The organism is Collinsella sp. AM13-34, assembly GCF_003473055.1.
Lineage (GTDB): Bacteria > Actinomycetota > Coriobacteriia > Coriobacteriales > Coriobacteriaceae > Collinsella.
Map to the genome: position 1 here is coordinate 85,773 of NZ_QRLE01000004.1, position 23,222 is coordinate 108,994.

A 23,222-nucleotide genomic window follows, 5' to 3' on the forward strand; every position below is an offset into this window, starting at 1 on the left:
CTGACACTCTGTACGTGAAATCCAAAGTGCGTACATACATTTTGAAAGGAGGAGCAAGATGGAATACTCGATCATCCAGGTCGCTCTGGTCTTCATCGTCACGTTCGTCGCGGCAATCGACCAGTTCAACTTCCTCGAGTCTCTCTATCAGCCCATCGTCACCGGCGCCGTCATCGGTCTTATCCTTGGCGACCTCAACACCGGTCTTCTCGTGGGTGGTACCTATCAGCTCATGACGATCGGCAACATGCCGATCGGAGGCGCTCAGCCGCCTAACGCCGTCATCGGCGGCATCATGGCAGCCATTCTCGCTATCGCTACGGGCCTCGAGCCCAACGCGGCAGTCGGCCTTGCCATTCCGTTCGCTCTGCTTGGTCAGCTCGGCGTTACCCTGGTCTTCACGCTTATGTCGCCGCTCATGTCCTCCGCGGACAACATGGCCCACAACGCTGACACCAAGGGTATCGAGCGTCTGAACTACTTCGCCATGGCTCTGCTCGGCCTGATCTTCGCTGTCGTCGTCACCCTGTTCTTTATCGCTGGCGCTACCATCGGTCAGACCATCGCTTCCGCCATCCCGACTTGGCTGCAGACCGGTCTCTCCGCTGCAGGCGGCATGATGCGCTTCGTCGGCTTCGCCGTCCTGCTCAAGGTTATGATGAACCGCGATATGTGGGGCTTCTTCCTCATGGGCTTTGGCCTCGCGCTCATCACCGTTGCCAACGATTCGCTGGCAACCCCTGCCCTGCTCATCCTCGCTCTCATCGGCTTCGGCATCGCTTTCTGGGACTTCCAGCAGCAGACCGAGCTGAAGGGTGCAGCTGTTTCTGACGGAGGTGACTTCGAAGATGGCATCTAATGAGTATGTGATCCCGGAGCACTACGAGGATCTCACTCCTGCTCCGCAGCTCGACCAGAAGACCCTCAACAAGATGGCTTGGCGCTCCTGCTTCCTGCAGGCATCGTTCAACTACGAGCGCATGCAGGCCGCTGGCTGGCTTTACTCCATCATCCCCGGTCTGGAGAAGATCCACACCAACAAGAACGACCTCGCGGCTTCCATGAGCCACAACCTGGAGTTCTTCAACACTCACCCGTTCCTCGTCACCTTTGTTATGGGTATCGTGCTTTCGCTCGAGCAGAACAAGGTTGACATCCCCACGATTCGCGCCGTCCGCGTCGCCGCAATGGGCCCGCTCGGTGGTATCGGTGACGCCCTGTTCTGGCTGACGCTCGTGCCTATCACGGCCGGCATCACCTCCAACATGGCCATCAACGGCAATGCCGCTGCGCCGATCATCTTCCTGGTGATCTTCAACGTCGTCCAGTTCGCTCTGCGCTTCTGGCTCATGAACTGGTCCTACAAGCTTGGCACCAGCGCTATTGACGCTCTGACTGCCAACATGCAGGCCTTCACGCGTGCCGCTTCCATTATGGGCGTCTTCGTCGTCGGTTGCCTGGTCGTCACCATGGGTGGCACCCAGATCAACCTCCAGATCCCCAACGGCACCACCCGTGGCCTCTCCGCTACTACCGTGATCGTCTCCGAGAAGGAGGCCGAGAACTTCACCGGTATGGAGGGCATCGATACCGAGACCGCTGAGGCCGGTACCATCGCCATGACCGATGAGGACGGCAACGCCCTCACCGCTTCCGATGCCGACGGCAACGCTGTCGAGTGCGGCGTCACCGATCTGGGCAACGGCATGGAGTCCGTTACCTACGGCACCGTCACCGAGGATCCGGTCAACTTCTCTGTTGCCGACACCCTCAACACCATCGTCCCGAAGCTCGTCCCGCTTATGCTTACGCTGCTGCTTTACTACATGTTCGCTAAGCACAGCTGGACCCCGACCAAGGGCATTCTGCTGCTCTTCGTCCTGGGCATCCTGGGCGCTGGCCCGCTTGGTCTCTGGCCGAGCATCTGGTAAGGCTCTAGCTTGAGGGGTGTGTCCCTGCGCGGCTCACACCCCGACCCCTTAAGCCATGTGTATGTTAAAAGCCGCGTGCTCGAAAGAGCGCGCGGCTTTTGTTTTCTTGATGAGTCGGGTGTTGCAGACCGATAATGCTTAACACCCTAGGTAGTTAGCCGAATTCGAGCAAAAGGGAGGATAGGATGGCGATCGGAGCGCGTAAGCAGCCGCTGTACGATCAGCTGGTCGATATTCTGACCGAAAAGATTGACCATGAATATCGCGCCGGTGACATGATTCCTTCCGAGCGCGAACTTTCGGAGCGCTATGGTCTCTCGCGCACTACGGTACGCTTGGCTCTGCAGGAACTGGAGCGTTTAGGACTGGTGGTTCGGCAGCACGGTCGCGGTACCTTTGTGACCGACCGTTCGGCAAAAGCAACCAATCTTATGCAGTCCTACAGCTTTACCGAGCAGATGCGCGCGATGGGTCGAGAACCCGAGACCACGATTCTCGAGTTTTGCGAGATGGAGGCCGATAAGAATCTGGCCGAGCATATGGGATTGCGTATCGGTGATCGCATTTTTAAGCTTAAGCGCCTTCGTTCTGCCGACAACATGCCCATGATGGTCGAACGCAGCTATCTACCGGTTCGTCAATTTCTGTCCCTAAAGCGACCGCTGCTGGAGCGTAAGCCGCTTTACGATGTGATTGAGCAAGACTTTCAGCAAAAGATACGCGTGGCTGAAGAGGAGTTCTATGCGAGCATAGCCCGTCCCACCGACGCCCACCTTTTGGGAATTGTCGAGGGCTCGCCTGTGCTCGATTTGGTCAGGACTACGTATAACGAGTCAAACGAGGTTGTGGAGTATACACTCTCGGTTGCTCGTGCCGATCAGTTTAAATACAAGGTTTACCACCAGCGTAGCAACTAGTGTCCGCATCGTTTCCATATGGTGATTCTTTGCATTTAACTGGTTACTACCAGATAACCAACCGAAGTGTATAATTGCACGTCAGAGGATTACTTCTAGAGAGAGGTATTAGAAATGTTCGAGAAGAGTGTCGAGGAGCTCACCGAGCTCGGCGCCCAGATCACCACGGCCGAGATTGCCCAGCAGCCCGAGCTTTGGCGTGATACGCTCAACATCTATCGCGAGAACAAGGAGGCCATCGAGACCTTCCTGGCCGAGGCTCGTGCTATGGGCGAGGGCCGTCTGTCCGTTGTCTTCACCGGTGCCGGTACGTCCGACTACGTTGGCGATACCTGCGCCCCGTACCTGCGTCACGCTGGCAACACTGATCTCTACGACTTTAAGCCCATCGCCACGACCGACATCGTGAGCGCTCCGCGCGATTTCCTGCGCGCCGAGGATCCCACGCTCGTGGTTTCCTTTGCCCGCTCTGGCAACAGCCCCGAGAGCCTTGCCGCCGTTGCCGTTGCCAAGGAGCTCGTCCACAACGTCAAGTTCCTCAACATCACCTGCGCTCCCGAGGGCAAGCTCGCCGTTGAGTCTGCCGATGATCCCAACGCGCTGACGCTGCTCATTCCGCGCGCCGACGACAAGGGCTTCGCCATGACCGGTTCTTATTCCTGCATGACCCTGCTCTCCACTCTTATTTTCGACACTGCCTCTGACGAGCAGAAGGCCGAGTGGGTCGAGACCATCGCCAAGATGGGCGAGGAGGTCATCGCTCGTGAGCCTGAGATCGCCGATTACCTGGCTGGCGACTTCAACCGCGTGACCTACTTGGGCTCTGGCTCCTTCGGTGGCCTTGCCCAGGAGAGCCAGCTCAAGATCCTCGAGCTCGCTCACGGTCTGGTCGCTACTTCCTACGACACCTCCATGGGCTATCGTCATGGACCCAAGTCCTTCGTCGACGACAAGACCCTCGTGTTCGTGTTCGTCAACAACGACGCCTACACCCGTCAGTACGACATCGACATCCTCAACGAGATCGGTGGCGACAAGATCGCTCAGCACACCGTTGCCGTTCAGCAGGATGGCGCTACTGTCTACGAGGGTGAGTCCTTCACCTTTAAGGGCCATGAGGCACTCCCCGAGGGTTACCTTGCTCTGCCGTTCGTGATGTTTGCTCAGGCTATCAGCCTGCTCAACTCCGTGCGCGTGGGCAACACGCCCGATACGCCGAGCCCCACCGGCACGGTCAACCGCGTGGTTAAGGGCGTGACGATTCACCCCTTCACCGCTTAATCGCGTCCCCCTGTAAGGGCGCCCGTCCGCTCATAACGGCGGGCGGGCGCTTTTTGTTTTTACTTGAACCGGGTATAAGTATCACCACGGTCAACTGCTTTAGAAGCAAGGAGTGCATATGAGCACGTACGCAATTAAGGCTGACAAGTTCTTCTTGCCGGCAGGTCCGCAACTGGGCGGCTATCTTATGGTCGAGGATGGCGTCTTTGGCGCCTGGCAGGCCGACGAGCCCTCTTGCGAGATTAAGGACTACACGGGATCGTGGATCGCACCGGGTATGGTCGACACCCACATCCATGGCTTCTATAACCACTCGACTACCGATAACGATCCCGAGGGCATCGATATCAGCTCGACCGAGCTCGCCCGTCGTGGTACCACCAGCTGGCTGCCCACGACGTTCACCGATGGCGTCGAGCAGATTAAGGACGCCTGCGCCGCCATCGCCCAGGCTGACGAAGGCCGCGGCCCCGACTTCTGCGGTGCTCGCATTCAGGGCATCTACCTGGAGGGCCCCTTCTTTACCATGAAGCACGTGGGCGCGCAGAACCCCGCTTATCTGATCGACCCCTCCGAGGAGGTCTTCGATCAGTGGCAGGAGGCTGCGGGCGGCCGCATCGTTAAGAGCGCCATGGCGGCCGAGCGCGACGGTGCCCCTGCTTATGCGGCTGCTTTGAACGCCAAGGGTGTGGTGACCAGCATCGGTCACTCCGACGCCACCTACGATGAGTGCATCGCCGCCATCAACGCCGGCGCCAGCTGCTTTACGCATACCTATAACGGCCAGCGCGGTCTGCATCACCGTGAGCCCGGTGTCGTGGGTGCTGCCATGTCCACGCCCGAGACCTACGCCGAGATCATCTGTGATGGCAAGCACGTGAACCCTGCCGCCATCAAGGCGCTGCTGCAGGCAAAGGGCTGGCAGCATACGGTGCTCATCACCGACTGCCTGGGCTGCGGCGGCATGCCCGAGGGCAGCTACACCAGTGGCGGCATGGACGTCATCATGAAGGACAACCTGTGCTGGCTCGCCGACGGCAAGAGCATTGCCGGCTCGGTGCTCACGCTTGCCCAGGGCGTCAAGAACATCGTCGACTGGGGCATCGCCAGCGCCGATATCGCCATTCGCATGGCAACCGAGGTGCCGGCGCGCTCCGCGCACATCGAGGATAAGTGCGGCAGCATCATGCCGGGTCGCGACGCCGACTTTGTCGTGTTCGACCGTGAGCTCACCCTCGTCGAGACGTATGTTGGCGGCCAGAGCGTCGGCAACGCCTTTACCGAGTAACGATAGAAAAAGACGGCGGGCCCGAATCTGCTCGGACCCGCCGTATGGGTTAAACGCTCAAAAGCACCTTTACAGTTACAGCTTGTTAGCGATCTTCTTTGCCGTGCGCTTAATGCCGGCCACCAGGCCTCCTGCAGGATGCTCCTTCTCGTATGCTAGGCGCTTCTCGCGCTTGGCGTACTCTTCGACGATGATGTCGCCATACTCGTCTTCGATCTTGTCGAAGAAGTCGACGGCGCCCTTAATTTCCTCAGCGGTCGGGTGTCCCTTTTGGACACCGCCAGCGAGCTTGAACGGCCCCCACGTGTCAAAGCCGGGGCAGCCGTAGACACCCATAAAGATGGCCTGCCTCATGCGGCAGATACCATCGATATCCTTGCCGTACCACTTGTTTTTGCCACCGTAGGTCATAAGGCCAAACACCTTGTCCTGCGGCTGCAGCACGTTAGTGAGCACGCGTGCCATGTCCTTGTCGATCTCGGAGTAATAGATGCCCGTGGCGACGCCGATCAGATGGTATTCGTGCAGGTCGGGGTATTCGTTTTTCCCGAGTGACTTCACGTCGAGGGTATCGATTTCGGGGTGCGCCTCGACGATGGCGTCTACGAGCTTTTTCGTATTGCCGTGGTGACGTGAGGCATAGAGGATGATGGTTCGCATAAGAAGGCCTTTCAGCTGTAATTGCATCAATGTCTGTATGGTACCCCGTTGCATGGCCGGGATACCGGACGCATCGATGAGCGTGCGGGTTTGTTCTATGGTTAGGATTGAAACGGGCGCTTGCGTGAAATAAAGCAGTTGTTCGAAAGGATGGGTAATGGAATACGCTCTCTCCAACGATTCGATTTCTATTAAGGTTTCCACGGCTGGTGGCTCGTTTACCTCGATTGAGGCCGGAGGTCGCGAGTATTTGTGGCAGGGCGATCCCGCCGTGTGGTCCGGCCAGGCACCGATTTGCTTCCCGATTTGCGGAGGCTTGCGCGATGGTAGCGCCATGACGTTTGCCGGGCATCATGTAAAGCTCGCTCGCCACGGCTTTGCGCGCAAGCAGGAGTGGAAGCTGCAGAGCCAAGGCGAGAACGAGCTGGCGATGTGCCTGGCTTCGGAGGATAACGCCGCGCTGCTGAGCGATTATCCGTACCCGTTTAAGCTCGTCGCCCGTTATACGCTCGAGGACGCCGCCGTGCGCGTTTCCTATGAGGTGACCAACGAGGGCACCGAGGACATGCCGTTCTTTATTGGTGGACACCCCGGCTTTAGGTGCCCGCTCGACGAGGGCGAGGCCTATACGGACTACGAGTTGCGCTTCGAGAAAGACGAGGCTGCGGAGCTTTGCACCGCCGTGCCCTCGACCGGATTGATTGATGTAGCTAATCGTTCAAAGAACCCCATGGTGGGAAAGACGCTGCCCCTGTCGCATGAGCTCTTCGATTTTGCGGAGACCATCTTTGACGTGCTTGAGAGCCGTCAGGTCACGCTTTCCAAGAAGGGCGAGGACAAGGGCGTTCGCCTGAGCTTTAAGGGTTTCCCGTATCTCATTGTGTGGAGTAAGCCCGAGGGCGATTTTGTGGCAGTTGAGCCCTGGGGCGGCCTTTCGACCTGTTCCGATGAGGATGACGTGCTTGAGCACAAGCGCGGCTGCCTTGTCGCCAAGCCTAAGGAGACCGTCGTTCGCTCGTTCACGATTGAGATTCTGTAATTCCGTTTTGTCGACTCGTATCGCGAGGCACAAGGAGCCTGCGAGATAAGGAGCTAAAAATGATCCTCACCGTTACGATGAACCCGTCTGTCGATACGCGCTATCAGCTCGATGAGCTCATTATCGACGACGTCAACCGTGTGACGCCCGAAAAGACCGCCGGCGGCAAGGGCCTCAACGTGGCTCGCGTCCTGGGTCAGCTGGGCGACGACGTTGTGGCAACCGGTCTGCTCGGCGGCCACATGGGCGCCTACATGGCCGAGCTCATGGACGCCAACGGTATTAACAACGACTTTGTGCCCATCAAGGGCGAGACCCGTATTTGCCTTAACATCCTCCACGCCGGCAACCAGACCGAGTTGCTCGAGAGCGGCCCGACAATTGCCCCTGAGGAGCTCGATGCCTTTACCGCCAAGTTTACTGAGCTTGCGGGCAAGGCCGACGTCGTCACCATTTCGGGTTCGCTGCCCCGCGGTGTCGAGGCAGACTACTATGCCAAGATCACGGGCATTGCCGAGAACGCCGGTGCCAAGGTGCTGCTCGATACCTCGGGTGCTTCGCTCGAGGCAGCCCTTAAGTCCGAGGTCAAGCCCGAGCTGGTCAAGCCTAACCTGACCGAGATCAACGGCCTTCTGGGCACGAGCTTTACCACCGACGATGTGGACGAGCTCCGCGCCGCGCTCGCCTCTGACGCCCGCTTCTCCGATATCCCCTGGGTCGTCGTTTCCATGGGCGCTGCCGGTTCCGTGGGCTTCCACAATGGCCGTGCGTTCCGCGCGAAGACGCCCGATATCCCTGCCGTTAACGCCACGGGCTCTGGCGATTCGACCATTGCCGGCTTCGCACATGCGATTGCTGCCGGCGCCGACGACGAGACGGTGCTGCGTACCGCCAACACCTGCGGCAAGCTCAACGCCATGGATCCCATGACTGGCCACTTGGTTATGGATCGTTGGGACGAGGTCTACAATGGCGTTGTCGTAACCGAGCTGTAAGAGCTTGGGCGTCGGCCCCGGCATCGGTTGCTTGCTTGTGGTTAGAGCCGATGACAAGTGCGGTAGCATTATGCCGGGGCGCGACGCCGACTTTGTCGTGTTCAATCCCGACCTTAGCCTGGTCGAGACGTATGTGGGTGGCAACAGCGTCGGTAACGTGTTTGCCGAGTAGCCGCCAAAGAAACGATCCGAGAGGGGATTTAGATGATTTACGGTGCACTGGGCGATATCGAGGAATACCGCGGAATGCTCAAGGGCCTCGACGTGCTGATTGACTGGCTCGAGGAGAACGACCCGGCGGAGCTCGAGGTCGGCAGCCATCCGATTCTGGGCGACAAGGTCTTTGCGAACGTCATGGCTCCCACGACGCGTCCCGAGGACGAGGCTCACTATGAGACGCATCAGCGCTATCACGACCTGCAGATTGACGTCGAGGGTCGCGAGGCCTTTAAGGTCGCTACGGGTAGCCTGACGCTGGTCCAGGAGTTTGACGAGAAGGACGACTACGATTTGGTCGATTCCGACGCTTCGATCGCCGGCGATCTTGCCGACGACAAGTTCGCGCTGTTCGTTGCCGGTGAGCCTCACATGCCCACGCTCGAGTTCCCGGGCGATGGCGCACAGCCGGTCAAGAAGATCTGCTTTAAGTTGCTTGCCGACGCCTACTGGGAGGAGTAGCGAGCTGCTCAGCTGAGCTGTTCGTCTGATGGCGTGATTTCCTTGGGGGAGCGCGCTTGAGCCCCGCTGATCGCGGTTCCTTTGGGGATTGCGGTTGGCGGGGCTTTTTGTTGTTTGAGCTGGATTCATTGGAGCGGCCAAATTAGGCTGATCGACGCAGTTATTGAGACACAATTGATGCTAAATGGATTGAAGAATAATTAAAATAGCTGTGGATACGAGAAATAGCTAATTGATGGGAGCTCTTTATGGGACTCGGCACAACCGCTTTAATTCCTAGGCGCGCTTTCTTGGCGTTGGGGCTCGCAGCTGGTTCTGCTTGCCTTACCGCTTGCTCCGGGAAGGGGGGCTATGATGATGGTTACGCTGCAGGCTATGCTGCTGCTCGGGCAGACGCTGCCGGAAAAGAGAAAGATGGCAGCGACGGGGACGGCGATATCCCAGCATCGGGTATTGAGTACACCATCACGGGGGCGCAGCGCGGAGTAGAAAGTTATAGTGACGGCAAGCCACTGTTGATTTTGAACGTGACTGCAAAAAACGTTTCGGATGATCTTCAGTTTGTTTTGTTTTCTGGAAATGAAATAGCGGCTTTCCAAGATGGAAAGGGGCTTAAGTCGGGTATGTTGGCGGAAGGCCTTGATCTTCCTGAATCGCGCCAAATAAAACCTGGTGCTGAGTTAGAGGGCTGGCTCGGTTATGAGCTGATTGACGAAACTACTCCGGTTGAATGTGAAGTCGGACACCAAGTCACATCCGCTGACCATGAGACTGCTTTCTACGGCCTGACTAATCCACAGACAATCGATCCGAGTACTCTTTAATCCCTATTCATGCGTATAAAAGCCGCTGTGATTCTTCTGGGGAACATATTTGAGTCCCGTTGATTGTGGTCTACTTGGGGACCGCAGTTGGCGGGGCTTTTGTTGTTGGAGGGAGCTGTCTGCCGTCGGGGCTGCTGCAGTTTCTTGGTGCAATGCATCAATTGGAAACAAAAAAGCCGCCCGTAGGCGACTATCTTGTGCAATGGAGCCAGCGACCGGGCTCGAACCGGTGACCCCCGCTTTACGAGAGCGGTGCTCTACCAACTGAGCTACGCTGGCGGCCATGTGGTGACGCAACTGAGGCGTCAACGGCTGTTTATGATACGGGACATCGCAAATCCGCGCAAGGGTTCTTGCCGCTTTTCTCACTTTAAATGCACTAATATTGGAGACGTGATGTCTTGCTCTTACGGGTCTCAAGCAGAATGGGGCAGCGATGGCTCAACCCAAGATCCTTCTCACGCGTATCGATGATCGTTTCATTTACGGGCAAGATGTTGAGCTGTGGAACGAAGCCGTGGGTTCCAATCTTGTCTTAATTGTCAACGATGAGATCGCGGCGGATTCGCGCCAGTGGGCACCCATGAGGGTGGCGGCGCCCGAGGGCGTGTGGACGCGGTTTTTTTCGGTGCAAAGGACCATCGACATCATTCATACCGCAACGCCGCGTCAATGGATTCTGATCATGGTGGCCTCGCCCGCCGATGCACTCGCGCTGGTTAAGGGCGGTGTGCCGATTACCAAGATTAGCATTGGCCATATGCAAGCAGGGGAGGGCAAGCGCTCTGTAACGCCTGCCGTTGCCGTAGGCGATGCGGACATCACCGCCTTCAAAGAGTTGCAAAAGCTCGGCATAGAGCTAGAAATCCGCTACCTCCCCAGCTCCAATCCCGATCCCCTCGAGAACCTGCTCACGTGATCCCCTGGGGGCGGAGGAAAAAGGATCATTTTGCCCTTGCGAGGGACGCGCGCGATACCGCCTGTCAAAAACTATGTCCATTTACTACGTTTGATCGGCTATCGCCGAGCATGTCGAATTTGAGAAAAACAAAACCGCAGGTAGACGGCTCGCGAATTTAACAAAAACCGGTGCATGGTCGAGCAACCCGGGCTAAACGTAGTAAATGGGCATAGTTTTGATATGTCACTCATACAGTCACAGCGAAAATGAGCCCAAAAGATGAAAAAGCGCCCGCCGGCGGTGGTGCCGGCGGGCGCTGCTGTGCGATATGTCGCGTTGTGGGCTTAGTGCCTCATAAAGTGGTACTCGATCACATTGCTGTAGGGGTGACCTGGGCCCACAATGCCCTGCGGGAACAGCGGCTGGTGCGGCGTGTCGGGGTACATCTCGGCCTCGAGGGCAAAGCCGGCGCCACAGCCATAGTTGGCGTCGTCCTTGGCATGCTCGTCGCCCAGCCAGTTGCCGGTGTAGAGCTGCACGCCCGGGGCGGTGGTGTAGTAGTCCAGCTCGCGGCCGGTCCACATCTCCTCAACATGCAGGGCGCGGCGCAGGTTGCGGCCGTACTGATAGCCATCGATACACAGGCAGTGATCGTAGCCGCGTGCCTGCTTAATCTGCGGGTCGTCGGCCTCCATGCCGGGTGCGACGGGACGCAGCTCGCGAAAGTCAAACGGTGTTCCCTCGACTGGAGCAATCTCGCCGGTGGGAATGTTCTGGTCATCAATGGGCAGGTAGTGGGCGGCGTTGGCAACAAAGAAGTGCTCACAGTCCATGCCGGCGTTATGACCGGCAAGGTTAAAGTACGTGTGGTTGGTCATGGACACGTAGGTGGCGCGGTCGCTCTTGCAGCCATACTCGATACGGAAACGTCCGGTGCGTGTAACGGTAAACACGGCCGTAAAGGTGCGGTTGCCGGGAAGACCCAGCTCGCCATCCTCAAGCGAGGTGGTCATACGCACGGCGTTGTGAGTCTCGTCGAGCTCAGCGTCCCATACGCGCTTGTGCAGACCATGCTCAAGATCGCTGTGCAGGTTGTTGACGCCTTCGTTGGCCGACATATGCCAGTCCGTGCCGTCGATGGTGATCGTGGCGCCCGCGGTGCGGTTTGCCACGGGGCCGATGGTCGCGCCAAAGCAGGCGGGGTTGTCAAAGTAATCCTCGAGCTTATCGAAACCCAACACCACATCGCGCACGTTGCCGGGAATGTCGGGCACGTCGATACCCAGCACGGTGGCGCCATAGTCCATAATGCGAACGCAGATCTCGGGCCCGTTGAGGGTGTAACGATGAACGGGGGTACCGCACGGCGCGGTGCCGAAAAGCTCGGAAGCGATCATTTGGTTCCTAACATCGAGGTATTTCGGACAAACTGTAGCGCGAACAGGCAAGATTATCACTACACCTCACTAAAGCAGATGGTATTTTTCTCAAAAAAGTGATGATTGGAGCTGTGCGGGCGTTCATTTTTGACGCGCACGAGTCTGATACAATTTGTTCGTTACTGTTTGAATGATATGCGCGCAAAGAACGGCGAGGATTCATCGTGATTAAGGCAGAACGACAGGATAAGGTTCGGCAACTGCTCGAAGAGCAGGGCACGGTCTCGGTCAAGGAGATTTCGGATGCGCTGGGCGTATCGGACATGACCATCCGTCGCGACCTTGAGGAACTTGCGAGCCTGGGCGAGATCGAGCGCGTGCACGGCGGAGCCCGCAGTGCACAGGGCCGTCCCCACGCTATGTTGCGCCATGAGTATTCGCACAGTGAAAAGCGCACCAAGCATGCCGAGGAAAAGCTGCAGATCGCACGCCGCGCTGTGGAGCTTATCGAGGAAGGCTCGACCATCTTTTTGGGTACGGGCACCACGGTTGAGCAGATGGCCTCGATACTGCCGGCGTTTCGCCTGCGTATCGTGACCAATTCGCTTTCGGTGTTTAACCTGCTCGAGGAGCGCGAGGACTGCGAGCTGTGCCTCGTGGGCGGTATGTACCGACGACGCACTGCCGCTTTTGTGGGACCGACGGCCGAGGACACCCTACGTGCGCTGGGCATCGATGCGGCGTTTATCGGCGCCAACGGTATCTTGGACGGTGACGTATCCACGTCCAACATGGACGAGGGCCGCATCCAGCAGCTCGCCTTTAGTAAGGCGGACTCGCGCTATCTGATCGCCGACTCCAGCAAGATCGGCAAGCGCGATTTCTATACCTTCTGTCGCCTGGACAATTTGGACGCCGTGGTGTGCGAGCCAGGTATTACCGCCGAGGATCGCGCCGCCATTGAGGAACACACGCAGGTCATTTGCTAACTATCCTTTGGGGACCCTTGTTTTATTGCTGGCTCGCTATTGGGTATTGCAGATTGCAAGAATAATTCCAGAGCATGGATGTCTTTAAGTATGTAGCCCGTCGAACGACCCGCCCCCGTTTTTTCGATTGCGCTGCAACTGACAAGCTGGCTGAGGGTTCGTTTAATGGTTACCTCGCTGATATCGGGGCAGTTGGACTGGATGTCGGATTTCTTAATGACGCCGAATTTCTGCTGAAACAGAGCAGCTATGCGCGATTGCTTCGACATGGGGCGAGTGCCAGATTCAATCTGGGTGTGCTGCTCCTTTCAGTATCACGAACATACTTTCGGTATCATAATTAACATGAAATGATACCGAAAGTATGTTCGTGATACTGAAAACAAGGTATGAAGCGCGCTTCACAGATGCCTGGAAAGCGCGGATTTGACTATCTAATTGTCTCAATCAGTAACGGTTGGAGGGGTGAAAAACACGGCTGGATGTTACAGATCGAGACAAACGGATTCTGACTCGCTCAAAAACAAAAAGGCCGGGGGCGGCGCGCCGTGTGACGTGCCGCCCCGGCTGAGAAATGGGGACAAGTTATGTGAGCGGGGCAATTCCGCTCGTCGCAAGCCACTAGTCCAGACGACGGGTCTGCGCCACGTGCTTGTACCAGTAGGCGCTCGCCTTGGGCGTGCGCTTTTGGGTCTCAAAGTCTACGTAGAAGAAGCCGTAGCGCTTGTTGTAGCCGTTGGTCCAGGAGAACTGGTCCTGCAGGCTCCACAGGAAGTAGCCGCCCACGTTGACGCCCACCTCCATGGCCTTGAGCAGCCAGCGCAGGTGCTGCTCGATGTAGTCGATGCGCGGCTGGTCGTCCACAAAACCGTCCTTGTAGGGGTCCTTGTAGCCCATGCCGTTTTCGGTGATGAAGATCTGCTTGTAGTTGGGGTAGCGCTGCTTAATGTAGACGAGCAGATCGAACAGACCCTCGGGATAGATGATCCAGTCCCAGTCGGTGGTGGGGATGCCGGGCTTGTTCACATGCTCACCAATACCCTTAACGCGCCAGCGGCCGGTGCCCTTCTCGCCCGTACCGTTGTGGTGCAGGTCGTTCTCTCCATCGTAAGCCCTGAGGAAGCGGCACTGGTAGTTGTTGACACCCAGGTAATCGTTGTAGAGCGCAGCCTCGCGCATGATTTCCAGATCCTCGTCCAGGATCTCGATGGCGCCGCCCGAGACGGCAGCCAGGCGGTTGGCGCACTCGAGGGTGTCGGGAGCATAGTCCCCGCGGAAGGTGGCGTCGAGCAAGAACTGGTTCTGCAGCACGTGCTCGTTGTTGGCGGCCTTGATGTCGGCGGGGTCGTTCTCGTTGAGCGGATACTTAAACTCCAGCGATTGAATGACGCCGATCTTGCCCTTAAAACCGCCGTTGTGGAAGGCCAGCACGGCCTTGGCGTGGGCGAGCATCATGTTGTGCTCGCACTGGAAGGCCTCGGCCAGGTGCGCCTTGACGCCGCCGGGGAAGGTACCCTCGATGTAGGTGTTGGAGGCGTCGGCCCAGATCTCGTTAAAGGTGAACCAGTAGGTCACCTGGTCGGCGTACTCCTTAAAGCAGAAGGTGGCAAAGTCCACAAAGGCATCGATGGTCTCGCGGTTGAGGAAGTCGCCCTTCTCAAAGAGGGGAAGCGGCGTGTCAAAGTGATGCAGCGTGACGAACGGCTCAACATGGTGCTTATGGCACTCGGCGAAGAGATCGTGGTAGAACTGGACGCCCTCGGGGTTGATTTCGCCGGTGCCGTTGGGGAAGATGCGGCTCCAGGCAATGGAGAGGCGAATGCCGTTGATACCGAACTCCTCGCACAGCTCCAAGTCGACAGGGTACTGGTTGTAGAAGTCCGAAGCGGGATCGGGGGAGAAACGGCCTTGGGCTTCCAGAAAGTCGTCCCAGGCAACCTTGCCCTTACCGTGAGTGCGGGTCTCGCCCTCTACCTGGTAGGCAGCAGTGGCGCCGCCAAAGACAAAGTCCTCGGGAAACTGCGCAGGCGGATTGGTGACGCTAGCAGGATTAACGGACATGATGATCCAATCGTCTAAATCGAAGGGCCAGCCGGTCTTGGATGGTCGGCTGGCCCTGAGCGTTACTTACTTCGATAGCTGCTCGGAGACGAAGGCGAGGGACTTGTCGCCGTTCTGGGAGAGCTCGATGTACTGCTTACCACGGCAGGCGACGCACTTGTTGCCCACACGCTCGCAGTCCTTCTGCAGGTCGGCCAGGTAGCTGGCAGCCTGCGGGGCCAGGACGACCAGGTCAAAGTCGGGGAGCATGTCCACGTGGTTGCCATAGGCATCGGCAGCGGTCTCAAGATCGATGCCGCGCTCCTTGGCGGCCTTGGCCAGCGCGTTGGCGAGCAGGCCCGAGGTGCCTCCGCCCTGGCAGAGCACGAGTACGCGCTTGCCGTTGAGGTCGCTGGCGGCCGTAGCCTCGGTAGCGGCAGCAGCGGGGGCGGCGTCGGCCTTCACGGCCTCGGCAGCAGCGCCGGCGGCAACGCTCTTGGCGTCAGCCTTGCCCTGGAAGGCGTCGTTGAGCTTGGCGGCCTTCTCAGCGTTCTTGGCGGCGAGCTCCTCCTGGGAGATCTCGGCCTCCTCGGTGCACTTCTGGGCGTCATAGGCACGGAAGAACGGGTAGTACAGGGCAAAGTCGACAACCAGGATAAGGGCGAGCATCACAAAGGCGAGCGGCTGGAAGCCCAGGCCCATGATGGTGCCGATGGGGCCGGGGACGGTCCAGGGCAGGGTGTACATAAAGCCGTTCATGCCCAAGAAGTCGATAAAGATCTTGAGGATCCAGATGTTGGCGATCGGGGCAAAGACAAACGGGACAAAGAAGACGGGGTTGAGCACGATGGGCGCGGCGAACAGCAGCGGCTCGTTGACAGCGAAGCAGACGGGAACGATGGCGGCCTTACCGACGGCGCGCATCTCCTGGGACTTGGCCAGGAAGCAGAACATAAAGACCAGGACAAGCGTGGCGCCGGTGCCGCCCATGCAGACGACGAAGTACTGGGCACCCTGGGTCAGGACAGCGGAAGCGTGCTGGCCGGCCTGGAACGCAGCCAGGTTGTCGGTCATGTTGGCAACGAGGGCGGCGGCGATGGCGGGCTCGACGATCGAGGGACCGTGGACGCCGACGAACCAGAACAGGCTCATGGCGCCGTAGATCACAGCGAGACCGATATAGCCGTCGGCAGCGGTGAACAGGGGCTGGAACACCTGGATGACGCCCTGGGCAAAGCAGAAGCCAAAGGCAGCGCGGAAGACGATGTCAAAGACCCAAAAGACGGTGATGCAGACGGAGAAGGGGATGATGTCCTTAAAGGTCTGCGAGATGTTGGGCGGAACCTGCTCGGGCATCTTGACGGTGATGTTGCGCTTAATGAAGAACTTGTAGATGATGCCGGTCACAAACGCAGCGATAAAGGCGGTCAGCAGGCCTTTGGAACCAAGGTAGGTGGTGTTGAAGCCGCTGGCAGCGTCCGTGGCGATCGTGTCGCTCGAAAGGAGCAAGAAGCCGATGATGGCCGCGCACATGCACGAGATGAAGTTGATCTGGTTGTTCTTGGGCAGATCGCGGTTCTGAGCGTCGGCGAAGTGCTTGGCCGTGGTGGCAGCGCAGGCGATGGCCAGGATACCCATGGAGTAGTTGTAGCACTTCCACAGGGCGTTGTTGATGTCATCGGGCCAGTAGAAACCCCAGATGTTGGGGACCGAGGCTACCAGGCAGAAGATGGACGAGAAGATGATGATGGGGATGACGGAGATAAAGCCGTCGCGAATCGCCTTGAGGTACTTGTTGCGGGCGATCGCGTTGAAAAAGGGCTGGCCCTTTTCGATGATGGCGATAAGTTGCTCCATGCAATGCTCCTAAGAGTCGGTGGGTTAACAACGATGGTAGCTTTTGGCGTTCGGTTGCCAAAATGTTGACGTTGCCATTTTGTGACACAAAATAAGACGCGAACCGATGGTCCCTGTGCCTGCGAACCGTCGATTCCTTGCGCGTAAACGTTTGAGCCGCCCGGTGGCTCTGTGTTTGCACAATGGCAACGTTAACATTTGGGCGACAAAAGCCGTTCGGGGAAGCAAAAATGTCGGTGAACGGTAGGTTTTGGGTGGTGAGCGTATGGTGGGGGAGGCGTTGGATATACTTGAAGACGTTTCATTTGACTGCGCAGGATGCCACCAATGGCATCGTTGACATAGAAAGATCGACCTATGGCCGCTGTTAAAAAATCGGTATCCGTTAAGGATGTGGCGCGTCTCGCGGGCGTCTCGGAGCAGACAGTCTCGCGCACCGTCCACGATTCGCCCAGCGTACGCCCTGAGACCAAGGAGCGCGTGCGTGCCGCCATGCGCGAGCTGGGGTATCGCCCCAATTTTGCCGGTCGATCGCTGCGCCGTGGCAAGTTTAAGACCGTCGGCGTCGCCATGTTCAACATTACCGGTACCGGCAACCTCGACCGTATGGAGGGCTTTGCCGCCGCCGCCGATAAGCACGGCTACGCCATCACCCTCACTAAAGTAGATGGACATCCCTATACCCTCGAGAGCGCATCGTCGCGCATGAGCGCGCTGCCGGTAGACGGCGTGGTCGTGATCATGAATCGCATGCCGGCGGACTTTGGCACCTTCGAGCCGCTGCCCGGTATGCAGACGGTGCTCGTTACGATGTTGGAGCACCCGCTGTGCTCTACGGTCGATAACGACCAGTTCGATTGCTCGCGCCAGGTGGTCGAGTACTTGCTGGGGCAGGGGCACAAGACCGTGCACTTTATCTCGTGCCCCGAGCGCTCGCTTTCGGGCATGCAGCGCGAGGAAGGCTGGCGCGAGACATTGCGCGCACATGGTATTGAGCTGCCGCGACTCATCCGTGGCGATTGGACGGCGCAGAGCGGATATGCCGCAGGCCAGGCTCTGGCGGACGATCCGACCTGTACTGCCATCTATGCCTCCAACGACGCCATGGCCTACGGCTGCATTCGCGGGCTCGAGTCGCGCGGAAGGCGTGTGCCCGAGGACGTGAGCGTGGTGGGTGTTGATGACAGCCTGGGCGATATCGTGCCCGACCGTCGCCTGACCACCGTGCGCTTTGACAACAGGCGTGTCGGCATGTGGGCAGTCGATAAGATCGCCGGTGCCGAGGGGGGTGCGTCTGGCGTGGAGCACATGCTGATCCCCGGCGTGCTCGTAGAGGGCGATACGGTGCGCGATTTGCGCTAGGGCGCGGTCCTGTTTGGGTTTCCGTTAATCATGTTTGATATTGTTCGAAATGGTTTGGAAACCGTTCACGGGTGAAAATTGACCGTTCATAGCTTGAAATTATGTTTTGCGTTGTTCTTTTTTGTTTGAATGTTAATGTTTCTGCCATACAGAACGCAGCGCGTATGCCCGGACGCGATGCTCTCCATTGGTTCATATGTGAAAGGAACGCAATATGGCAACCAAAGAAGAAATCTCGATGGTTGGATTCGAGATCGTCGCATACGCGGGTGACGCCCAGACTGATCTGCTTGCAGCGCTCGATGCTGCTCGCGAGGGTGATTTTGAGAAGGCCGAACAGCTGCACAAGGATGCGAGCGATGCACTCATTGGCGCCCACGACACGCAGACCAAGCTGCTTTCGCAGGAGGCCGGCGGCGGCGAGATGGAGATGACCTTCATCATGGCCCACGCTCAGGACACCCTCATGACCACCATGATCCTGGAGAAGCAGACCCGCTTTACCATCGATGCCTACAAGCGCATCGCCGAGCTCGAGGCCAAGCTCGCCTAACGAGCCCTCACAACCAAGTCCCCTTCCAAAAGCTCTGCCGCAAACTCGCGACAGGGCTTTTTCTGTTTACCCGGCACTTGGGGACGTTCCTTATCTGCCGGCAGTTTGGGACACTCCTTTAGTCATTGGGGACGTTCTTAAACGACTAGTCGTTGGGGACAGTCTTGAGGTGCTCTGCCGCCCTTCCGTTCGGTTTTTCGCTGGATGGGTATACTTCCTTTCGCATTAAACGCCGGACTGAGGAGGTATCCAAATGCCGGATAACGGGTCAATACAAAAAAGAGACGCGCACGAGGTGGCTCATGGGCGTTCTGTCCAGATAACCGAGCACACGACGGTAACCGAGCTGCAGCCCAGCCTGTCCGATGTCGTGTGCGCAAACAAAAAGCTGCAGATTGGCTTTATCGTTGCGCTCGTGGTGCTGGCGTTGCTGTCGGGATTTGTCGCACGCCCACATTTTGCCGATACCAAGACTTGGGACTCCACCATCGAGGTCATCGACCAAAAGAAAGGCAACGTACTGGCGCTCACGACCTCGTGCGTGGCGCTGTCTGCGGGCATTACCGCGCTGCCTGGAGATACGGGAACGCCGGTTGCCGAGCAGCTCGCACAGCTTTCAGGCAACCTCGGTATCGTGCTTGCCGTGCTCTACCTCGAGAAATATCTGCTGACCATTTTGTGGTCGGTGGGTCTAGGTATCCTGATCCCGTTTGCGCTGGTGCTCTTTGCAGTCTCACTTGGTGTTCACGGGCGCTGGAGCACGAGCGCCGTCCTGCGGCGCGTGGCGACGCGCGTGCTGGTGGTTGCCATGATCGGCATGGCGTTGGTGCCCGCAAGCGTATGGGTGTCGCAAAAAGTGGACGAAACGTATCGAGTGAGCATCGAGCAGGCAGAGCAAAAGGCGGCCGACGCTGCGGATGCGGCGGATAGCGATGGCTCAAAAACAAGCAAGAAAAAGTCTGATTCCACAGAGTCCAAGAACGTGCTTGAGCAGCTTGCCGACGGTGCCTCGGGACTCGTCACGTCGGTGACCAGCGGGGCCAAGCAGATGACCGACGAGATCGTGCAACAGGTAACCGATCTCATCGAAGGCGTCATCGTGATGATTGTGACCTCGTGCGTTATCCCGTTGCTAGTGCTCGCGGCATTTCTGTGGCTGGGGCACACGCTGCTGGGGATCGATATATCCGGCCCGGCGAACTATTTGTCCGGCCGTTTTCTGGGCGCCCCGTCCAAGCACGCCAAAAAGGGCGGGCTGTCCGAGTAGTTAAAGTAGCTGTATTTGCTGGAGCATACCGCTGAAGGGCGGCCGAGATGTGTTCTCGGTCGCCCTTTTCATTTACTGAATACGTGGCAGGTCGGGCTTTCGTCGAGCCCAAACGGTCAACATTCATCCGCGAACGGCAGCTGTTCAAAAAAGAACAAAGATAAACAAATAGTTGTTGCAGTCTATGTTCGAATATGTTCAAATTAACATGAACAGTGAAGAACCGCACATTCAGATGCCCGGACCTGAACGCGATTCAACACTTCCAAACAGAAACTACGCGCCTGCGTATCTCTCAAGGAGGATGTCATGAGGGTTGTAATCGCTTCCGATGCCGACGGTATGTCGATGAAGGAGTCCATCAAGGAGATGCTCATCGCTGACGGCCACGAGGTCGTCGACTATTCCGAGACCCCTGCCGCGGACTTTGTCGATTCCGCCACCGCCGTTGCCAAGGACCTGTTGGAGCACAAGGATTCCCAGGGCTTTGCATTCGATAAGTACGGCGTCGGCTCCTATATGGCTGCCGTCAAGATCAAGGGCATGGTCGTCGCCAACATTTCCGACGAGCGTTCCGCCTACATGACCCGCGAGCACAACGGCTCGCGCATGGTCACCATGGGCCCGGGCGTTGTGGGTGCCGAGGTCGCTAAGAAGATCGCCCGCGAGTTCCTGCGCGCCCAGTACGCCGGCGGTCGTCACCAGATCCGTGTCGACATGCTCAACAAGATGGCCTAACGAGAGCCACCGAGAACTCGAACTTCTACCTCAACTTGTGAATTCAGACGAAAGGACGTTCTGATGAAGAAGACCATCGCAATCGGTTGCGACCATATCGTTACGGACGAGAAGATCTATCTGGCCGACCGCCTGGAGCAGGCTGGCTACAAGGTGCTCGACTGCGGCACCTACAGCCACACCCGTACGCACTATCCCATCTACGGCAAGGCCGTGGGCGAGGCCGTTGCCAGCGGCAAGGCCGACTTTGGCGTGGCCCTGTGCGGCACCGGCATCGGCATCACCAACGCCGTCAACAAGGTTCCCGGCGCCCGCTGCGCCCTGGTTCGCGACATGACCTCTGCCCTGTATGCCCGTCGTGAGCTCAACGCCAACATCGTGGGCTTTGGCGGCAAGATCACCGGCGAGTTCCTGATGGCCGATATCATGCTTGCTTTCCTGGAGGAGCCCTACGACAAGACTCCCGAGCACGATGCTCTGATTGCCAAGATCGATGCCTGCAATAAGGCCGACGCCGAGGCTCAGGCTGACCCGCACTTCTTTGACGAGTTCCTCGAGAAGTGGGACCGCGGCGAATACCATGATTAGCGGGTATCCGGCGTAATTAACTAGTCCGTTGACGGCTCGCGTTTCTGTGAGGGGGCGCGGGCCGGTTTTCTAAACAGGAGTCCAACATGATTCTGACCGTAACCATGAACCCGTCGATTGATACGCGCTATCAGCTCGACAAGCTGATCATCGACGATGTTAACCGTGTGACGCCCGAAAAGACCGCTGGCGGCAAGGGCCTCAACGTGAGCCGTGTGCTGCTGCAGCTGGGCGACGACGTGCTCGCGACCGGTCTGCTTGGCGGCCACATGGGTGCCTATATGGCCGAGCTTATGGATGCCGACGGCGTCAAGAACGACTTTGTGCCCATCGCCGGTGAGACGCGCATTTGCCTGAATATTCTGCACGAGGGCAATCAGACCGAGCTGCTGGAGAGCGGCCCGCAGATCGCTCCGGCCGAGCTTGAGGCCTTTACGGCCAAGTTCGCCGAGCTTGCAGCGAAGGCGGACGTTGTGACGCTTTCGGGCTCGCTGCCGCGTGGCGTCGATGCCGGCTACTATGCCGAGCTCGTCAAGATTGCCGAGGAGGCGGGCGCCAAGGTGCTGCTCGACACCTCGGGTGCATCGCTGGAGGCCGCGCTGGAGTCCGACGCCAAGCCCGAGCTTGTGAAGCCCAACCTGACCGAGATTAACGGCCTGCTGGGTACGTCCTTTACGACCGATGATGTCGATGCCCTGCGCGAGGCGCTTGCCGCCGACGAGCGCTTTGCTGACATTCCCTGGGTCGTCGTCTCGATGGGCGCCGCTGGTTCGGTGGGCTTCCACGAGGGCCGCGCGTTCCGCGTCAAGACGCCCGCGATTGCCGCCGTGAACGCGACGGGTTCCGGCGACTCGACCATCGCCGGCTTTGCGCATGCCATTGCTGCCGGCGCCGACGATGTCACCGTGCTCAAGACCGCCAATACCTGCGGTAAACTTAACGCAATGGACCCCAAGACCGGCCACCTGGTCATGGATTGCTGGGACGAGGTCTACAGCAGCGTCGAAGTAGCTGAGCTGTAGGGGCACTCATTGGGGACGTACTTAAATGAGTGCCCGCAAAGCGAGAGTGGATAATCTCCCGTTTCTGGCCTGTTTGGGGGTGCGGAGTGGGAGATTATCCACTCTCGTCATTTTTGCGGCACTTAGGGACGTTCCTTTTGTGCCGGCACCCGGGGACACTCCTTGCACCATCAGCTTGATCTTGCACCATGATTCCTCCGTTCTATTGGATCGTCTGGCGTGTCAGCTCGTTCAGAATCGAAGTCAAATACTTTTCCTGGAAAGTGAACGAGTAAAAACGGACCCCTGGAACATCAACACTTTTCGGACGTCGTTTCCTGCGGTTTCGTCACAATTTTCCTGCGGTTTTGGCGTCGAAAAATGCGGTTGTTCCGGGGGTGCAGATTAGGTCGTTCACTTCCCGGGAAAAGTATTTGACTTCGATTTGCGTGAGGGATGCGAGATGCCCTGAGGTGGTCGTTGGGAACGTTCTTAAACGGCTAGTCAAACAAGAACGTCCCCAACGACTACTAGTTGTGCTCGGTCTGATGCGACTCTTTCTCTTCTTCCTTAATTTCCCAGTGGATAAGGAAGGTAAGTGCGGCGCGCAGGGCGATGATGCCGCCGACGGTTGCGATTTCGTGCCAGTCGCGCACGATGACGGTGCGGAGGATCTCGCTTCCCAGCTTAAATTCCAGACCCATTGCCAGGCCTTTGGCTAACGTGAGCTTGGTGGCGGGGGAGCGCTTAAGATAGAGCTGGAATCCGCGCAGGCCGGAATAGATGATGATTCCGACGCCGATGAATTCGAAAAGCAGGATGGCAATCTCGACGATTCGTTCCATGAGCGTGTCGAGTACGAGAAGAATATCAGCCATACCTGCCGTCCTTCCGCCTGTTTACATAATGGCTCAATCATACCCTGACAATGCGG

The 23,222-nt window shown here is 58.0% G+C and carries 23 protein-coding genes and 1 tRNA gene; 18 read left to right on the plus strand and 6 right to left on the minus strand.

Annotated features, from left to right (window positions below; translation table 11 throughout):
• Nucleotides 1-58: 58 nt before the first annotated feature.
• The 5 genes from DW151_RS02430 (at nucleotide 59) to nagA (ending at nucleotide 5,417) form a co-directional block, all read left to right on the plus strand.
• A complete protein-coding gene (locus DW151_RS02430; RefSeq protein ID WP_089572403.1) occupies nucleotides 59-859 on the plus strand; it encodes a PTS sugar transporter subunit IIC in 801 nt (266 codons plus the stop codon).
• Nucleotides 849-1,931 (plus strand): PTS system mannose/fructose/sorbose family transporter subunit IID, encoded by a 1,083-nt coding sequence (locus DW151_RS02435; protein ID WP_022094609.1) that lies wholly within the window; start codon nucleotides 849-851, stop codon nucleotides 1,929-1,931. Before DW151_RS02430 ends, DW151_RS02435 begins: the two co-directional genes overlap by 11 nt.
• 185 nt (nucleotides 1,932-2,116) lie before the next feature.
• Nucleotides 2,117-2,848, plus strand: a complete 732-nt coding sequence (locus DW151_RS02440) for a GntR family transcriptional regulator (protein WP_022094608.1) — start codon at nucleotides 2,117-2,119, stop codon at nucleotides 2,846-2,848.
• Nucleotides 2,849-2,962: 114 nt separating this feature from the next.
• Complete coding sequence (locus DW151_RS02445; protein ID WP_118334255.1) at nucleotides 2,963-4,129, plus strand: SIS domain-containing protein; 1,167 nt, start codon at nucleotides 2,963-2,965, stop codon at nucleotides 4,127-4,129.
• Nucleotides 4,130-4,247: 118 nt separating this feature from the next.
• Nucleotides 4,248-5,417, plus strand: a complete 1,170-nt coding sequence (nagA, locus tag DW151_RS02450) for an N-acetylglucosamine-6-phosphate deacetylase (RefSeq protein WP_117820891.1) — start codon at nucleotides 4,248-4,250, stop codon at nucleotides 5,415-5,417.
• Nucleotides 5,418-5,492: 75 nt separating this feature from the next.
• Here nagA and DW151_RS02455 read toward each other — a convergent pair whose 3' ends face one another.
• Nucleotides 5,493-6,077 carry a flavodoxin domain-containing protein gene (locus DW151_RS02455; RefSeq protein WP_233543297.1) on the minus strand — a complete coding sequence of 195 codons (585 nt, stop codon included), beginning with the start codon at nucleotides 6,075-6,077 and terminating at the stop codon, nucleotides 5,493-5,495.
• Between the two features lie 157 nt (nucleotides 6,078-6,234).
• On the opposite strand from DW151_RS02455, the gene DW151_RS02460 reads away from it, so the two are divergent.
• The 5 genes from DW151_RS02460 (at nucleotide 6,235) to DW151_RS02480 (ending at nucleotide 9,613) form a co-directional block, all read left to right on the plus strand.
• The gene (locus tag DW151_RS02460) at nucleotides 6,235-7,116 is read left to right on the plus strand and encodes an aldose 1-epimerase family protein (RefSeq protein WP_118334258.1); all 882 of its coding nucleotides are present in this window, start codon (nucleotides 6,235-6,237) and stop codon (nucleotides 7,114-7,116) included.
• A 59-nt stretch (nucleotides 7,117-7,175) separates the two neighbouring features.
• The gene (locus tag DW151_RS02465) at nucleotides 7,176-8,111 is read left to right on the plus strand and encodes a hexose kinase (RefSeq protein ID WP_118334259.1); all 936 of its coding nucleotides are present in this window, start codon (nucleotides 7,176-7,178) and stop codon (nucleotides 8,109-8,111) included.
• Between the two features lie 37 nt (nucleotides 8,112-8,148).
• The gene (locus DW151_RS10855) at nucleotides 8,149-8,283 is read left to right on the plus strand and encodes a hypothetical protein (RefSeq protein ID WP_255413121.1); all 135 of its coding nucleotides are present in this window, start codon (nucleotides 8,149-8,151) and stop codon (nucleotides 8,281-8,283) included.
• 32 nt (nucleotides 8,284-8,315) lie between these two features.
• Complete coding sequence (locus DW151_RS02475; protein ID WP_118334261.1) at nucleotides 8,316-8,789, plus strand: YhcH/YjgK/YiaL family protein; 474 nt, start codon at nucleotides 8,316-8,318, stop codon at nucleotides 8,787-8,789.
• A 248-nt stretch (nucleotides 8,790-9,037) separates the two neighbouring features.
• Nucleotides 9,038-9,613, plus strand: a complete 576-nt coding sequence (locus DW151_RS02480) for a DUF5067 domain-containing protein (RefSeq protein ID WP_118334262.1) — start codon at nucleotides 9,038-9,040, stop codon at nucleotides 9,611-9,613.
• Between the two features lie 203 nt (nucleotides 9,614-9,816).
• Here DW151_RS02480 and DW151_RS02485 read toward each other — a convergent pair.
• Nucleotides 9,817-9,892, minus strand: a tRNA-Thr gene (locus DW151_RS02485).
• Nucleotides 9,893-10,049: 157 nt separating this feature from the next.
• On the opposite strand from DW151_RS02485, the gene DW151_RS02490 reads away from it, so the two are divergent.
• Complete coding sequence (locus DW151_RS02490) at nucleotides 10,050-10,532, plus strand: PTS sugar transporter subunit IIB (protein ID WP_118334264.1); 483 nt, start codon at nucleotides 10,050-10,052, stop codon at nucleotides 10,530-10,532.
• Nucleotides 10,533-10,858: 326 nt separating this feature from the next.
• On the opposite strand, the gene DW151_RS02495 is transcribed toward DW151_RS02490, so the two are convergent.
• On the minus strand, nucleotides 10,859-11,911 hold the full coding sequence (locus tag DW151_RS02495; RefSeq protein WP_118334265.1) for an aldose epimerase family protein: 1,053 nt from the start codon (nucleotides 11,909-11,911) through the stop codon (nucleotides 10,859-10,861).
• A gap of 206 nt (nucleotides 11,912-12,117) precedes the next feature.
• On the opposite strand from DW151_RS02495, the gene DW151_RS02500 reads away from it, so the two are divergent.
• The gene (locus tag DW151_RS02500) at nucleotides 12,118-12,882 is read left to right on the plus strand and encodes a DeoR/GlpR family DNA-binding transcription regulator (RefSeq protein WP_118334267.1); all 765 of its coding nucleotides are present in this window, start codon (nucleotides 12,118-12,120) and stop codon (nucleotides 12,880-12,882) included.
• 621 nt (nucleotides 12,883-13,503) lie between these two features.
• On the opposite strand, the gene lacG is transcribed toward DW151_RS02500, so the two are convergent.
• Nucleotides 13,504-14,943, minus strand: a complete 1,440-nt coding sequence (gene lacG, locus DW151_RS02510; RefSeq protein WP_118334270.1) for a 6-phospho-beta-galactosidase — start codon at nucleotides 14,941-14,943, stop codon at nucleotides 13,504-13,506.
• 66 nt (nucleotides 14,944-15,009) lie between these two features.
• Complete coding sequence (locus DW151_RS02515) at nucleotides 15,010-16,779, minus strand: lactose/cellobiose PTS transporter subunit IIB (RefSeq protein ID WP_118334271.1); 1,770 nt, start codon at nucleotides 16,777-16,779, stop codon at nucleotides 15,010-15,012.
• A 357-nt stretch (nucleotides 16,780-17,136) separates the two neighbouring features.
• Between DW151_RS02515 and DW151_RS02520 the strand changes: the two genes are divergently transcribed.
• From DW151_RS02520 to DW151_RS02545, 6 genes are all read left to right on the plus strand, one after another.
• Nucleotides 17,137-18,141 carry a LacI family DNA-binding transcriptional regulator gene (locus tag DW151_RS02520; RefSeq protein WP_118334273.1) on the plus strand — a complete coding sequence of 335 codons (1,005 nt, stop codon included), beginning with the start codon at nucleotides 17,137-17,139 and terminating at the stop codon, nucleotides 18,139-18,141.
• A 214-nt stretch (nucleotides 18,142-18,355) separates the two neighbouring features.
• The gene (locus DW151_RS02525; protein WP_006234827.1) at nucleotides 18,356-18,694 is read left to right on the plus strand and encodes a PTS lactose/cellobiose transporter subunit IIA; all 339 of its coding nucleotides are present in this window, start codon (nucleotides 18,356-18,358) and stop codon (nucleotides 18,692-18,694) included.
• A 295-nt stretch (nucleotides 18,695-18,989) separates the two neighbouring features.
• Nucleotides 18,990-19,961, plus strand: coding sequence for a hypothetical protein (locus DW151_RS02530; protein ID WP_118334274.1), 972 nt, complete (start codon nucleotides 18,990-18,992; stop codon nucleotides 19,959-19,961).
• 309 nt (nucleotides 19,962-20,270) lie between these two features.
• Nucleotides 20,271-20,699, plus strand: a complete 429-nt coding sequence (lacA, locus tag DW151_RS02535) for a galactose-6-phosphate isomerase subunit LacA (RefSeq protein WP_118334276.1) — start codon at nucleotides 20,271-20,273, stop codon at nucleotides 20,697-20,699.
• 63 nt (nucleotides 20,700-20,762) lie between these two features.
• Entirely contained in the window at nucleotides 20,763-21,287 is a 525-nt protein-coding gene (lacB, locus tag DW151_RS02540) for a galactose-6-phosphate isomerase subunit LacB (protein ID WP_117583544.1), read from the plus strand.
• Nucleotides 21,288-21,373: 86 nt separating this feature from the next.
• Nucleotides 21,374-22,309, plus strand: a complete 936-nt coding sequence (locus tag DW151_RS02545; RefSeq protein WP_118334277.1) for a hexose kinase — start codon at nucleotides 21,374-21,376, stop codon at nucleotides 22,307-22,309.
• A 509-nt stretch (nucleotides 22,310-22,818) separates the two neighbouring features.
• Here DW151_RS02545 and DW151_RS02550 read toward each other — a convergent pair.
• The gene (locus DW151_RS02550) at nucleotides 22,819-23,166 is read right to left on the minus strand and encodes a DUF1622 domain-containing protein (RefSeq protein ID WP_199579878.1); all 348 of its coding nucleotides are present in this window, start codon (nucleotides 23,164-23,166) and stop codon (nucleotides 22,819-22,821) included.
• Between the last annotated feature and the right edge of the window lie 56 nt (nucleotides 23,167-23,222).

Coding starts and splice junctions, on each gene's coding strand:
- DW151_RS02430 (WP_089572403.1), top strand. CDS start 59: ATGGAATACTCGATCATCCAGGTCGCTCTGGTCTTCATCGTCACGTTC.
- DW151_RS02435 (WP_022094609.1), top strand. CDS start 849: ATGGCATCTAATGAGTATGTGATCCCGGAGCACTACGAGGATCTCACT.
- DW151_RS02440 (WP_022094608.1), top strand. CDS start 2,117: ATGGCGATCGGAGCGCGTAAGCAGCCGCTGTACGATCAGCTGGTCGAT.
- DW151_RS02445 (WP_118334255.1), top strand. CDS start 2,963: ATGTTCGAGAAGAGTGTCGAGGAGCTCACCGAGCTCGGCGCCCAGATC.
- nagA (WP_117820891.1), top strand. CDS start 4,248: ATGAGCACGTACGCAATTAAGGCTGACAAGTTCTTCTTGCCGGCAGGT.
- DW151_RS02455 (WP_233543297.1), bottom strand. CDS start 6,077: ATGCGAACCATCATCCTCTATGCCTCACGTCACCACGGCAATACGAAA.
- DW151_RS02460 (WP_118334258.1), top strand. CDS start 6,235: ATGGAATACGCTCTCTCCAACGATTCGATTTCTATTAAGGTTTCCACG.
- DW151_RS02465 (WP_118334259.1), top strand. CDS start 7,176: ATGATCCTCACCGTTACGATGAACCCGTCTGTCGATACGCGCTATCAG.
- DW151_RS02475 (WP_118334261.1), top strand. CDS start 8,316: ATGATTTACGGTGCACTGGGCGATATCGAGGAATACCGCGGAATGCTC.
- DW151_RS02480 (WP_118334262.1), top strand. CDS start 9,038: ATGGGACTCGGCACAACCGCTTTAATTCCTAGGCGCGCTTTCTTGGCG.
- DW151_RS02490 (WP_118334264.1), top strand. CDS start 10,050: ATGGCTCAACCCAAGATCCTTCTCACGCGTATCGATGATCGTTTCATT.
- DW151_RS02495 (WP_118334265.1), bottom strand. CDS start 11,911: ATGATCGCTTCCGAGCTTTTCGGCACCGCGCCGTGCGGTACCCCCGTT.
- lacG (WP_118334270.1), bottom strand. CDS start 14,943: ATGTCCGTTAATCCTGCTAGCGTCACCAATCCGCCTGCGCAGTTTCCC.
- DW151_RS02515 (WP_118334271.1), bottom strand. CDS start 16,779: ATGGAGCAACTTATCGCCATCATCGAAAAGGGCCAGCCCTTTTTCAAC.
- DW151_RS02520 (WP_118334273.1), top strand. CDS start 17,137: ATGGCCGCTGTTAAAAAATCGGTATCCGTTAAGGATGTGGCGCGTCTC.
- DW151_RS02525 (WP_006234827.1), top strand. CDS start 18,356: ATGGCAACCAAAGAAGAAATCTCGATGGTTGGATTCGAGATCGTCGCA.
- lacA (WP_118334276.1), top strand. CDS start 20,271: ATGAGGGTTGTAATCGCTTCCGATGCCGACGGTATGTCGATGAAGGAG.
- lacB (WP_117583544.1), top strand. CDS start 20,763: ATGAAGAAGACCATCGCAATCGGTTGCGACCATATCGTTACGGACGAG.
- DW151_RS02545 (WP_118334277.1), top strand. CDS start 21,374: ATGATTCTGACCGTAACCATGAACCCGTCGATTGATACGCGCTATCAG.
- DW151_RS02550 (WP_199579878.1), bottom strand. CDS start 23,166: ATGGCTGATATTCTTCTCGTACTCGACACGCTCATGGAACGAATCGTC.